At 60.2% G+C, this 12,531-nt stretch carries 9 protein-coding genes; 5 read left to right on the top strand and 4 right to left on the bottom strand.

The features are described from left to right. Positions 1-60: 60 nt before the first annotated feature. On the top strand, positions 61-1,251 hold the full coding sequence (locus U6037_RS09140; RefSeq protein WP_322846492.1) for a benzoate/H(+) symporter BenE family transporter: 1,191 nt from the start codon (positions 61-63) through the stop codon (positions 1,249-1,251). Between the two features lie 250 nt (positions 1,252-1,501). Here the strand turns inward: U6037_RS09140 and U6037_RS09135 are convergent, their stop codons facing one another. Next, positions 1,502-1,846 carry a YggL family protein gene (locus tag U6037_RS09135; RefSeq protein WP_007916365.1) on the bottom strand — a complete coding sequence of 115 codons (345 nt, stop codon included), beginning with the start codon at positions 1,844-1,846 and terminating at the stop codon, positions 1,502-1,504. A 233-nt stretch (positions 1,847-2,079) separates the two neighbouring features. On the opposite strand from U6037_RS09135, the gene dacB reads away from it, so the two are divergent. Next, positions 2,080-3,540 carry a D-alanyl-D-alanine carboxypeptidase/D-alanyl-D-alanine-endopeptidase gene (gene dacB, locus U6037_RS09130; protein ID WP_322846491.1) on the top strand — a complete coding sequence of 487 codons (1,461 nt, stop codon included), beginning with the start codon at positions 2,080-2,082 and terminating at the stop codon, positions 3,538-3,540. Between the two features lie 120 nt (positions 3,541-3,660). Here dacB and U6037_RS09125 read toward each other — a convergent pair whose 3' ends face one another. Together U6037_RS09125 and rlmKL are read right to left on the bottom strand one after the other, a co-directional pair. Beyond that, positions 3,661-6,042, bottom strand: coding sequence for a diguanylate cyclase (locus U6037_RS09125; protein ID WP_322846490.1), 2,382 nt, complete (start codon positions 6,040-6,042; stop codon positions 3,661-3,663). Positions 6,043-6,189: 147 nt separating this feature from the next. Further along, positions 6,190-8,460 (bottom strand): bifunctional 23S rRNA (guanine(2069)-N(7))-methyltransferase RlmK/23S rRNA (guanine(2445)-N(2))-methyltransferase RlmL, encoded by a 2,271-nt coding sequence (rlmKL, locus tag U6037_RS09120; RefSeq protein ID WP_322846489.1) that lies wholly within the window; start codon positions 8,458-8,460, stop codon positions 6,190-6,192. 532 nt (positions 8,461-8,992) lie between these two features. On the opposite strand from rlmKL, the gene rmf reads away from it, so the two are divergent. Beyond that, the gene (rmf, locus tag U6037_RS09115; protein WP_003223300.1) at positions 8,993-9,208 is read left to right on the top strand and encodes a ribosome modulation factor; all 216 of its coding nucleotides are present in this window, start codon (positions 8,993-8,995) and stop codon (positions 9,206-9,208) included. A 252-nt stretch (positions 9,209-9,460) separates the two neighbouring features. Here rmf and U6037_RS09110 read toward each other — a convergent pair whose 3' ends face one another. Next, a complete protein-coding gene (locus tag U6037_RS09110; protein WP_322846488.1) occupies positions 9,461-10,480 on the bottom strand; it encodes a quinone-dependent dihydroorotate dehydrogenase in 1,020 nt (339 codons plus the stop codon). 222 nt (positions 10,481-10,702) lie between these two features. Between U6037_RS09110 and U6037_RS09105 the strand changes: the two genes are divergently transcribed. Both U6037_RS09105 and U6037_RS09100 read left to right on the top strand, forming a co-directional pair. Then, on the top strand, positions 10,703-11,914 hold the full coding sequence (locus U6037_RS09105; RefSeq protein WP_322846487.1) for a CmpA/NrtA family ABC transporter substrate-binding protein: 1,212 nt from the start codon (positions 10,703-10,705) through the stop codon (positions 11,912-11,914). A gap of 15 nt (positions 11,915-11,929) precedes the next feature. Continuing rightward, a complete protein-coding gene (locus tag U6037_RS09100) occupies positions 11,930-12,505 on the top strand; it encodes an ANTAR domain-containing response regulator (RefSeq protein ID WP_007916390.1) in 576 nt (191 codons plus the stop codon). Positions 12,506-12,531 lie beyond the last annotated feature (26 nt).

The raw sequence follows: 12,531 nt of genomic DNA, 5'->3' as shown, positions 1-12,531 counted from the left end.
CTCCCACATGGGTTCTTTGTTGTGGCGGACATCTTCATTGGTATAAGGAACACCGTTGTCATGAACGACGCCACCCACACCCGACTCCGCCCACTGGCCGACACTTCGCCTTCAGCCATCGTCGCCGGGTTCATCGCAATGATGACCGGTTACACCAGCTCGCTGGTGCTGATGTTCCAGGCCGGGCAAGCGGCAGGCCTGACCAGCGGGCAGATTTCTTCGTGGATCTGGGCGATTTCGATCGGCATGGCGGTGTGCTCGATCGGCTTGTCGTTGCGTTATCGCACGCCGATCACTATCGCCTGGTCAACACCCGGCGCGGCCTTGCTGATCACCAGTCTGGGCGGCGTCAGTTATGGCGAGGCCATCGGCGCCTACATCACTTGCGCCGTGCTGGTGACGATCTGCGGGCTGACCGGCAGCTTCGAACGGCTGGTGAAAAAGATCCCGGCGTCACTGGCGGCGGCGTTGCTGGCCGGGATTTTGTTCAAGATCGGCAGTGAAATTTTCGTCGCCGCGCAACATCGCACCGGGCTGGTGTTGGGGATGTTCTTCACTTATCTGCTGATCAAACGCCTGTCGCCGCGTTATGCGGTGCTCGCCGCGCTGCTGATCGGCACGGCACTGTCGGGCTTCATGGGGTTGCTGGATTTCAGCGGTTTTCATCTGGAAGTGGCAACACCGGTGTGGACCACGCCGCACTTCTCGCTGGCGGCGACCATCAGCATCGGCATTCCATTGTTTGTGGTGGCGATGACCTCGCAGAACATGCCCGGCATCGCCGTGTTACGCGCCGACGGCTACAACGTCCCGGCCTCGCCGCTGATCACCACCACCGGCATCGCTTCGCTGTTGCTGGCGCCGTTCGGCTCCCACGGCATCAACCTCGCGGCCATCAGCGCGGCGATCTGCACCGGGCCGCACGCCCATGAAGATCGCAACAAGCGCTACACCGCTGCGGTCTGGTGCGGGATTTTCTACGGGATTGCCGGGGTGTTCGGCGCCACGTTGGCGGCATTGTTTGCCGCGTTGCCGAAGGAACTGGTGCTATCGATTGCCGCGCTGGCGCTGTTTGGCTCGATCATCAATGGCTTGAGCATTGCCATGTCCGAGGTGAAGGAACGTGAGGCGGCGTTGATTACCTTTATGGTCACGGCGTCGGGGTTGACGTTGTTTTCCATTGGTTCGGCGTTCTGGGGGATTGTTGCGGGTGTTTTGACGCTGGTGATCTTGAATTGGCGTAAAGCTTAAGGTCAAAAGCCCCTCACCCTAACCCTCTCCCCGGGGGAGAGGGGACTGACCGAGGTGCTTGGAAGAAATACGCCGACGTGGGATACCGAGTCGAACTCAGGTATTGAATAGCTCGCAAATCGGCTCCCTCTCCTCCGGGAGAGGGCTGGGGTGAGGGGCAGACTCACCACAAATCCCAAACCGAACACCCAAACACCCAACCACCAGACGAAAAAAAACGGCGACCCTCAGGTCGCCGTTTTTTTCAGTATCACTTGGCCGCGTTGATCGGCTTTTCCGGATACCACACGTCCAGCAACGGGCTGACTTCATACTTGGTCAGCTCGGAGCGGGTTTTCAGCCAGGCTTCAACGGCAGCACGCTGCTCTTCGTTGACCGAGCCACGTTTCTGCAGGCATACCAGACCGAAGTCGTCGCCGCCAACATAACCCAGACCATTGGCTTCCATGGCTTCTTTGATGAAGGCTTCGAGGAAAGCGTCAATGGCTTCTTCGGACAAGTCTTCTTTGAAGTCCAGGTTCAGTTCGAAACCCAGCTCTTGAAATTCATCAACGCACAGTTTTTTGCGCAGACGCTGGGAACGGTTAGTCGCCATTGGAACAATCCTCTTAAGTAATAACGGCCGGCACTTTACCAGTTTAAGCAATCGATTGCCCGACTCTCTGGACACAGCGACTGACCGCCTGTAAAAAAATAACGTATTGGCCTGCCCGGACAAGGCACAACCTGTTACAGGTTGGGGCATAATGCCGACACTTTCGTGACCACTGAGGACCTTTTCATCCATGTCCTCGTCTTTTTCCCCTCGGCTGTAGGGTTTTATTTCATATGATCAAATCGTTGCGTCCACTGTTTCTCGCCGGCCTTCTTCTGCCTCTGGCCCTGCCTGTTTCCGCTGCCACCATCAATACTTCACTTACCCCGAATGTCGAAAAAGCCCTGAAAGCGAGCAAATTGCAGCCCAGCGCCTTGTCGCTGGTGATGGTGCCGCTCGACGGCCCGGGCACGCCGACCGTGTTCAACGCCGACGTGTCGGTCAACCCGGCCTCGACCATGAAACTGGTCACCACCTACGCGGCGCTGGAAATGCTCGGCCCCAACCACCAGTGGAAAACCGAGTTCTACACTGACGGCGACCTGAGCGGCGGCATCCTCAACGGCAACCTCTACCTCAAGGGGGGCGGCGATCCGAAGCTGAACATGGAGAAGCTCTGGCTGCTGATGCGCGACCTGCGCGCCAACGGCGTGACGCAGATCACCGGTGATCTGGTGCTTGATCGCAATTTCTTCGTGCAACCGGTGCTGCCGGAATTCAACGATGACGGCAATGACGAGAACAAACCGTTCCTGGTCAAACCGGACTCGCTGCTGGTCAACCTCAAGGCCCTGCGCTTCGTTGCGCGCAATGACGGCGGTCGCGTGCTGATCTCGGTAGAACCGCCGATTGCCAGCATCCACATCGAAAACACCGTCAAAGCCCTGCCCTCCAAGCAATGCACCGGTGGCGTGCGCTACAACCCGGTGGCGCAGGCCGATGGCAGCGTCAACGTGACCGTTGCCGGCCAGTTGGGCGAAGGTTGCAGCTCGCAGACGTACCTGTCGCTGCTCGACCACGCGACCTACACCGCTGGCGCCGTACGCGCGATCTGGAAAGAACTGGGCGGCAGCATTCAGGGCAAGGATCGTCTGGCCTCGACGCCAGGCAATGCCAAACTGCTGGCGCGCGCCTATTCGCCTGACTTGGCGGAGATCATCCGCGACATCAACAAGTACAGTAACAACACCATGGCCCAGCAGCTGTTCCTGAGCCTGGGGCAGAAATTCCGTAATGATGCCGACGGTGACGACGCCAAGGCTGCGCAACGCGTCGTACGCCAGTGGCTGGCCAGAAAAGGCATCACCGCGCCACATCTGGTGATGGAGAACGGCTCCGGCCTGTCCCGTGCCGAACGTGTCAGCGCCCGTGAGATGGCCGGCATGTTGCAGGCCGCCTGGCACAGCCCGTATGCCGCGGAATACATCAGCTCGCTGCCGATCGCCGGCACTGACGGCACCATGCGTAAACGCCTGAAGACCACGGCGATGCGCGGTGAAGCCCACGTCAAGACCGGCACGCTGAACACCGTGCGCGCAATTGCCGGTTTCAGCCGTGATGTGAATGGCAACACCTGGGCAGTGGTGGCGATCCTCAACGACAAGGCGCCGTTCGGAGCGTCGTCGGTGCTGGATCAGGTGCTGCTGGATCTGTACAAGCAGCCGAAACTGGCGCAGACCGCTTCGGTCCTCTGATCACCGCGCCTCCTGTAGGAGTGAGCCTGCTCGCGATAGCGTCAGTCCAGATACATCATGTGTGACTGACAGACCACAATCGCGAGCAGGCTCACTCCTACAAGGGAACCGCGTCGCGGTCTAGCTCATCTGTTCGACGCGATCGCGCCCGCGCTGCTTCGCCATATACACACCCGAGTCCGCCCGCAACAACAGCGCATCCGCGCCCTCCCCCGGCCGCCAACTGGCAATACCGAAACTCGCCGTGACCACGCCGACCACATCCACCGGCGCACCACGCAAACCCTGCCACAGCTCAACCGCCAGCATGTACGCGTGCTCGCCGTCGATGTCCGGGCACAGCACCATGAACTCCTCACCGCCCAACCGACAGAACACATCGGTGCGCCGCAAACGATGGCCGATGCGTTCGCACACCGCTTGCAGCACCCGGTCGCCCACGGCATGCCCGTACTGGTCGTTGATGCGTTTGAAATGATCAATGTCGAGCATGATCACCGACAGCTCGCCGCCGCCACGCTCAACCCGGGCCATTTCCGTGGTCAGGCGTTCCTGAAAATAGCGACGGTTATGAATGCCGGTCAGCGAATCGGTCACCGACAGCGCGCGCAGTTCTTCTTCCACGCGTTTCAGGTCGGAAATGTCCGAGATATAGCCATGCCACAGTACACCGCCGCCCGGCAGTTCCTCCGGCGTCGCCTCGCCGCGTACCCAGCGTAAACCGCGTTCGGGCAGTTGCACGCGGTATTCCTCGCGCCACGGGCTGAGGCTGTCGGCCGAGGCGCGAATGGAAGAGCGCACGCGGGTAACGTCCTGTGGATGAATGCGCGTGAAGATCGCCTCGGCGTTGAACAGCAACACGTCCGGCTCCAGCTCGTAGATCTCGCGGATACCGTCACTGGCGTAGATCACACTGAAGCGTCCGTCGAATTCCATCTTGAATTGATAAATGCCGCCGGGCACATGCGCGCTGAGCTTCTTCAGCAACACGTCCCGCGCCGCCAGCACCTCGTGCACGCGCTTGCGCTCGGTGATGTCGATGCAGATCGCCAGATGCCCGACCCACAACCCCTGCTCATCCAGTACCGGGGTGGCCAGCATGTTCACCGGAATATGGCTGCCATCGCTGCGCACCAGCGTCCACTCGCGCGCCTCGTGGCCGCCGACTTCGCCGCCCTCGACCAGCATCGCGTGGCAGGTCGGGATGCTTTTACCGTAGCGCGCACTCAATTCGGCAGCACGGGCCGTCAGCTCGCGGGGCAGGTGCAGGTTTTCCAGGGTCATGTGCCCGACCACCTCGGCGCTGCTGTAACCGAGCATTTGTTCGGCGCCGGGGTTGAAAGTGTTGATCACCCCGCGCAAGTCGGTGGCGATGATCGCCACTTGCGTCGCCGCATTCAGCACGCCGCGCAACTGCCCGTGGGTACCGCGCAGCTCCTGCTCACTGGCGTGCAGCTCCTGCGTGCGCAACTCGACCATGCGCAAAGCGCGCTGACGCTGGCTGACCAGCACGTAGAGCAAGGCGCTGAGTAGCAAACTGAGCAAGCTGCCCAGAATGATCACGCTGGCGACCGACGAATGATTGGCCTGGACGAACGCCTCGCTCGGCAGGATATCGACCTGATAATCGTGATCGGCCATGCGCACCAGGCGCGTGGCGGTCAGGTCGCTCGGCGCCGGTTCATTGGTCGACTCGAACAACACCTCGTGCTGATCATTGGTCGACATGTCGAGAATGCGCACCGACAGATAGTCATGGAAGGCATCCGGCAAACCATCGGCCAGCAGCTGGCGCATGCTGATCACCGCCATCACGTAGCCAAATGACTGGTGCTCGCCGTTGCGGCTCACCGGTGCCACCAGCAACACGCCGCGCGCGTAGGACGGCTCAATGCTGACCAGATGCATGGGTTGCGATACCGCCAGACCTCCGAGCTTGTCAGCACGTTGCAGGGTGTCGCGACGCAAAGGTTGCGCGAGCAGGTCATAACCCAACGGTGAGCCGAGCCGACTCTGCGTCTGGCTGTAGAGCACCGGCACGTAGGCATCGCGCACGCCAGCCAGTTGCAGCTCGCCTTGGGCATTCAATTCACGCAGGGTGAAGTTACTCAGGCCTTCATCACGCACCCGCTGTTCAAACGCCGCGCGCTCGGCTCCATCGACCTTGAGGGCAAACGAGTAGGCCTGGGTACGCATTAATAAGGGTTGGGTGTAACCGTCGAATTCGGCGCGGGACACCGATTCAGAGTTGGCGAAGAAACGGCGCAGCCCATCGAGGCGTTGCTCCTGATCCTGAAAGCGTTCTTCGATGCGGCTGTAACGTTCGTTGGCCAGCAGTTGAAACCGCTGACGGGTTTGTTGCTGATACTGATTGAGGGTAGCCCAGGCGAGCAGCCCCGTGAGAATCCCGCCGGCGAGCAATAACAGCATCGCGACCAGCCAGGCCGAGACGTCTTCGCTGATAAAACCCAGAATCTTTGGGCGCACGGGGTGCAACGACATAAAGACAACTCACACTACGCCAGCATTTACGGGAAAACCCCATTGACCGTGTGTGAGTTATAGCTATTAGCCACTAATTTAGCTAGCGCGGGCAGATCCACGGAGCCTTTAAAAATCAAGGCTCTGTGGATCCAATTCCGCCAAGCGTCAACGAGCCGTGATTTTCCAGGCGCGGTGAATCTTGGTGTTGCGGGCAAAATCCGGATCGATGGTTTGCGCGCTGATTTCCTCGACCGCATAACGCTCGGCGAGGTTTTCTTCCAACTGGAACTTGCGGAAGTTGTTGGAGAAATACAGCACACCACCCGGCGCCAGACGCGCCATGGCCAGGTCAATCAACTGCACCTGATCACGCTGCACGTCGAAGATGCCTTCCATGCGCTTGGAGTTGGAGAACGTCGGCGGATCGATGAAGATCAGGTCGTACTCGTCACGGCTGCTTTCCAGCCACGCCATCACATCGCCCTGCTCCAGACGGTTCTTGTCCGAGTAGCCGTTCAGCGACAGGTTGCGGCGTGCCCAATCAAGGTAGGTCTTCGACAGGTCGACGCTGGTGGTGCTGCGCGCGCCGCCCTTGGCCGCGTGCACGCTGGCGGTCGCGGTGTAGCAGAACAGATTGAGGAAGCGCTTGCCGGCGGCCTCTTTCTGAATGCGCATGCGCATCGGACGGTGATCGAGGAACAGACCGGTGTCGAGGTAGTCGGTGAGGTTGACCAGCAACTTCACGCCACCCTCGCTGACTTCATTGAACTTGCCTTGCGCAGCCTGACGCTCGTACTGCTTGGTGCCGCTCTGGCGCTCGCGGCGTTTGACCACCACGCGGCTCTTATCGACGTTCAAGGCCTGCGGAATCGCCGCCAGGGCGTCAAACATGCGCGCCGAGGCTTTTTCCGGGTCGATCGACTTCGGTGCGGCGTATTCCTGGACGTGCACCCAGTCGTGATACAGATCGATCGCCATCGCGTACTCAGGCATGTCGGCATCGTAGACACGGTAGCAATCGATGCCTTCGCGCTTGACCCACTTGCCCATGGCCTTGAGGTTCTTTTGCAGACGGTTGGCAAACATCTGCCCGCCTTCGCTCAAGCGCGGTTGCTCGATCACCGGTGCCGGGGCTGGCGTCGGCTTGATCGGGTTGCCGTTCTTGTTGAACTTGCGCTCTTGCGGCTCGTCCGGGGTTTGATCGTAAGCCGCTTGCTCGCGCTCGGCCTGACGCTGTTCCGGCGTACGCCGCTCGCCAGTGACGAACTGATCCGGCAGCACCTTGATCAACAGCAGTTTGCACGGCAACGCGCCGTTCCAGAACGAATACTGTTTGTGGCTGCGGATGCCCATGCGCTTGCCCAGATCCGGCGCGCCGGTGAACACCGCCGCTTCCCAGTTCAGGCAGGCCTGACGCAGGCGCTCGCCGAGGTTCTGGTAGAGATACAGCAGGCTGGCTTCATCGCCGAGACGCTCACCGTACGGCGGGTTGCAGATGACCAGACCTTTCTGGTTCTGATCCGGGCGCGGCTCGAAGGTCGCGACTTCGCCCTGGTAGATCTTGATCCACTCGCTCAGGCCGGCACGTTCAACGTTGTTGCGGCCCGGCTGAATCAGCCGTGGGTCGGCTTCGTAACCGCGAATCCACAGCGGTGGCCTGGCCAGACCGGCAGCGGCGCGTTCAACGGCTTCTTCGTGGAGTTTTTTCCACAACGCCGGAACATGACCGAGCCAGGCAGTGAAGCCCCACTGCTCACGACGCAGGTTCGGCGCCATATCGGCGGCGATCATCGCTGCTTCGACGAGGAACGTACCAACACCGCACATCGGGTCAGCCAGCGCGCCGCCTTCAGCGGCAATACGTGGCCAGCCGGAACGGATCAGAATCGCCGCCGCGAGGTTTTCTTTCAGCGGCGCTGCGCCTTGCTGCAAGCGATAACCGCGCTGGTGCAGGCTATGGCCGGAGAGGTCGAGGGAGAGAATCGCTTCGCCGCGATCCAGACGCAGGTGAATGCGCAGATCCGGGTTGAGTTTGTCGATCGACGGACGGTCGCCCTGCGGCGTGCGCAGTTTGTCGACGATGGCGTCTTTGACTTTCAAGGCGCCGAAGTGGGTGTTGTCGATGCCAGAACCGTGGCCACTGAATTCAACGGCCAGGGTGCCGTCGCTGAGCATGTGATCCTGCCAGTCGATGTCGAGCACGCCGTGGTACAGGTCTTCAGCGTCTTTCATCGGGAAGCGCTTGAGCACCAGCAGCACACGGTTGGCCAGACGCGACCAGAGGCACAGGCGATAAGCGGTTTCCATGGTCGCCATGCCACGCACGGCGGAAGTGTGCTCGCGCGCTTCTTCAAGGCCAAGCCCGACGGCTTCCTCGATGAGCAGGCCTTCAAGGCCTTTAGGGCAAGTGAGGAAGAGTTCGAAACGGTCGGACATGGTATTTCCAGAGCCTTTGGCTAGTGAATCGGCAACGCATTGCCGATCCGGTTTTCAATCAGGCGCTTTTCTAAAAGAACGCCCGCGTGGCACGAAGGTGTGCCGTTCCATCTCCGCTGCTCGGGTTAAAAGAGCTTAGATGCCGGAACAGATAAAAAAGTTGATGAAACAAAAAGTCTTGAAGCGACCCTTCGTCGCTTTATACCCCAGCGCAAACGTGGGTCATTCTCACTAAAGAATTAACCCCATCATGCAGCGCGGGGCCGATCATACCGGGGTTTGCTGAAAAACCGTGCATGAAACCCGTCGTTACTTATGGCTGTAGCACTAATTTCGTTACGTCCTTATGACAAAACGATCATTCCCTCGGTGTGACTCATTGGTTAGAACTGAACACAGGTTGACGTCGCAACGGCGTCAACACCTTGGCTCGCCACGCCGGCAGCGAGCCGCACCATGGCAGGTTTCTTCTGCCAGACCTCAGTTGAGGTCAACGCGACACAAAACAGTCAACAAGTGAGGGAAACACCCTATGAGAAGACTTAAGCGTGATCCGTTGGAAAGAGCATTTTTGCGCGGATATCAATATGGCGTTGGTGGCAAATCCCGTGAGCTTTGCCCATTTACTCTACCGTCGGTACGTCAAGCCTGGATTAACGGCTGGCGAGAAGGACGCGGCGACAACTGGGACGGTATGACCGGCACTGCGGGAATCCACAGACTCAACGAACTTCACGCCGTCGGCTGACACAGGGCATTAATTCCGACACGACAATCTGAATTTGTAACGACTTACCATGCACGTCCTTCCCGGACGGCGGGCTACGGCCCAGGGGCTCCTTCGAGGAGCCCTTTTTATTGCATGGATTTTTGTGCCGAGCGCATAACCTGTAGGAGTGAGCCTGCTCGCGATAGCGGTCTGTCAGTCGCTGATGAAGTGACCGAAAGAAAGCTATCGCGAGCAGGCTCACTCCTACAAGGGAACAGTGGTGTCTATGGATCAGCGCAGGGCGGCGATCGCGTCTACCGATTCACGGATCAGCGCCGGGCCTTTATAGATGAAGCCGGAATAGATCTGCACCAGGCTCGCACCGGCCAGAATCTTCTCGGCCGCATGCTTGCCTTCAGTGATGCCACCCGCTGCAATGATCGGCAACCGCCCAGCCAGCTCACCCGCCAGCACCTTCACGGTATGGGTGCTCTTCTCCCGCACCGGCGCGCCGGACAAACCGCCAGCCTCGTCGCCATGCTCCATGCCTTCAACGCCGACACGACTGAGCGTGGTGTTGGTCGCGATCACCGCGTCCATGCCGGTTTCGATCAGCGCCTGAGCCACCTGCGCGGTTTCTTCATCGGTCATGTCCGGTGCGATCTTGATCGCCAGCGGCACATGTTTGCCATGACGCAGGGCCAGTTCGGCGCGGCGAGTAGCCAGATCCGCGAGCAGTTGCTTGAGCGAGTCGCCGAACTGCAGGCTGCGCAGGCCCGGGGTGTTTGGCGAGCTGACGTTGACCGTCACATAGCTGGCGTGGGCGTAAACCTTGTCGAGGCAGATCAGGTAATCGTCGACCGCGCGCTCGACCGGCGTATCGAAGTTCTTGCCGATGTTGATGCCCAGCACGCCTTTGTACTTAGCGGCGGCAACGCGCGCCAAAAGGTTATCGACACCGAGGTTGTTGAAACCCATGCGGTTGATGATCGCTTCGGCTTCCGGCAGGCGGAAGATCCGTGGCTTTGGATTGCCCGGCTGTGGACGCGGGGTCACGGTGCCGATTTCGACAAAACCGAAACCCAGTTGCGCGAAGCCGTCGATGGCCGCGCCGTTCTTGTCCAGACCGGCCGCCAGACCCACCGGGTTAGGGAATTCCAGACCCATGACCGTCACCGGCACTTTCGCTGGCGCTTTGCACAGCAAGCCATTGAGGCCCAAACGTCCGCCCGCGCCGATCAGATCCAGCGACAGATCGTGGGAGGTTTCCGGGGAAAGTTTGAACAACAGCTGACGGGCCAGGGTGTACATGGGCGGCGATGACTCGGGCGGCGAAAAGAGGCGGCGATTATAGCCGGGCATCGACCTGCCGCGCGAGGCGCACGCGCAAATCACTGCCGCTGGCATATGCCTTGCACCTTCACCGTTATCAGCTGGCAGGCCAATGGCGGCGTGCGGGCAAGGACAATGGCGTCGTCCCGGGTTTTGCCTGTGCAAAGTCTGCGGCGGCGCTTTTTTTCGAGGTAGCGTTGGATGAATGAACCTTCGGTAGGGCCGCTGGCCTGGGTCAACGGCAGCGATGCCCCGGAAAAAACCGCGATCAACCTCGGCTTCATGGCCCTGAGCGATTGCGCCTCGGTGGTGGTCGCGGCCACGCAAGGCTTTGCTCAGCCTTACGGATTGACCCTGAACCTCAAGCGCCAGACCTCTTGGGCAGGATTGCGCGACAAACTGGTCAGCGGCGAACTCGATGCCGCGCACAGTTTGTATGGGCTGATTTACGCGGTGCATCTGGGCATCGGCGGCGTTGCCCCGACCGATATGGCAGTGCTGATGGGCCTGAATCAGAATGGCCAGAGCCTCAACCTCTCCCACGGCTTGCAGCAACTCGGCGTGACCAGTCCTGAAGCACTGGATCGGCATGTGCACCAAAGCCGCGCAAAACTCACCTTCGCCCAGACCTTTCCCACCGGCACTCACGCGATGTGGCTGTATTACTGGCTGGCGAGTCAGGGCATTCATCCGCTGCAGGACGTCGACAGCGTGGTGGTGCCGCCGCCGCAAATGGTCGCGCACTTGCAGGCCGGGCGTATCGACGGTTTTTGCGTCGGCGAGCCTTGGGCCGCCAGCGCGGTGCAGCAGGATCTCGGTTTTACTTTGGCTACCAGCCAGACCATCTGGCCCGATCACCCGGAAAAAGTCCTCGGCTGCACGCGTGAGTTTGTCGAGCAATACCCGAACACTGCGCGGGCGTTGGTGATGGCGATTCTTGAAGCCAGCCGCTTTATCGAGGAAAGCCCGGAAAACCGTCGCAGCACCGCGCAATTGCTCAGTGCGTCGGAGTATCTGGACGCGCCGCTTGCGTGCATCGAACCGCGTTTTCTCGGGGATTATGCCGATGGCCTCGGCAACCGCTGGCAGGATCCGCACGCGCTGCGCTTTCACGGCAATGGCCAAGTGAATTTGCCGTACTTGTCCGACGGCATGTGGTTCATGACCCAGTTCCGTCGCTGGGGTTTGCTGCGCGAAGACCCGGATTACCTGGCCGTCGCCCGTCAGGTTCAGCAGCTCGATCTGTATCGCGACGCCGCCACCGCAGTCGGCGTGGCCGCGTGGGGCACCGACATGCGCTGCAGCCAGTTGCTCGACGGCAAAATCTGGGACGGCAGCGATCCCGCCGCTTACGCGCGCAGTTTCAAGCTGCACGCGTTGAACGACGACACTCCCCTTCTCGCCCGCCGCTGACAGGAGACCGCGAACATGTTGCGCATTCTGTTGATCAACGACACGGCGAAAAAAGTCGGTCGCCTGAAAGCGGCACTGACTGAAGCCGGTTTCGAAGTCATCGACGAATCCGGTCTGACCATCGACCTGCCCGCGCGCGTCGAAACGGTGCGCCCGGACGTGATCCTGATCGATACCGAGTCACCGAGCCGCGATGTCATGGAACAAGTTGTGCTGGTCAGCCGCGACCAGCCACGGCCAATCGTGATGTTTACCGACGAGCATGACCCTGGCGTGATGCGTCAGGCGATCAAGTCCGGGGTCAGTGCCTACATCGTTGAAGGTATTCACGCACAGCGTTTACAGCCGATTCTCGATGTGGCGATGGCGCGATTCGAGAGTGATCAGGCGTTGCGCGCGCAGTTGCAGGCCCGTGATCAGCAGTTGGCCGAGCGCAAGCGCATCGAACTGGCCAAAGGGTTGCTGATGAAGATGAAGGACTGCAATGAGGAAGAGGCTTACACCCTGATGCGGCGCCAGGCGATGAGCCGGCAGCAGAAATTGATTCAGGTGGCGGAGCAGATTATTGCCATGAGTGAGTTGCTTGGCTGAGGTGTTCTAACCACTGAAAGCCCCTC

The sequence above is a fragment of the Pseudomonas sp. B33.4 genome (assembly GCF_034555375.1).
Lineage (GTDB): Bacteria > Pseudomonadota > Gammaproteobacteria > Pseudomonadales > Pseudomonadaceae > Aquipseudomonas.
This window is presented reverse-complemented; position numbering and strand designations above follow the sequence as displayed.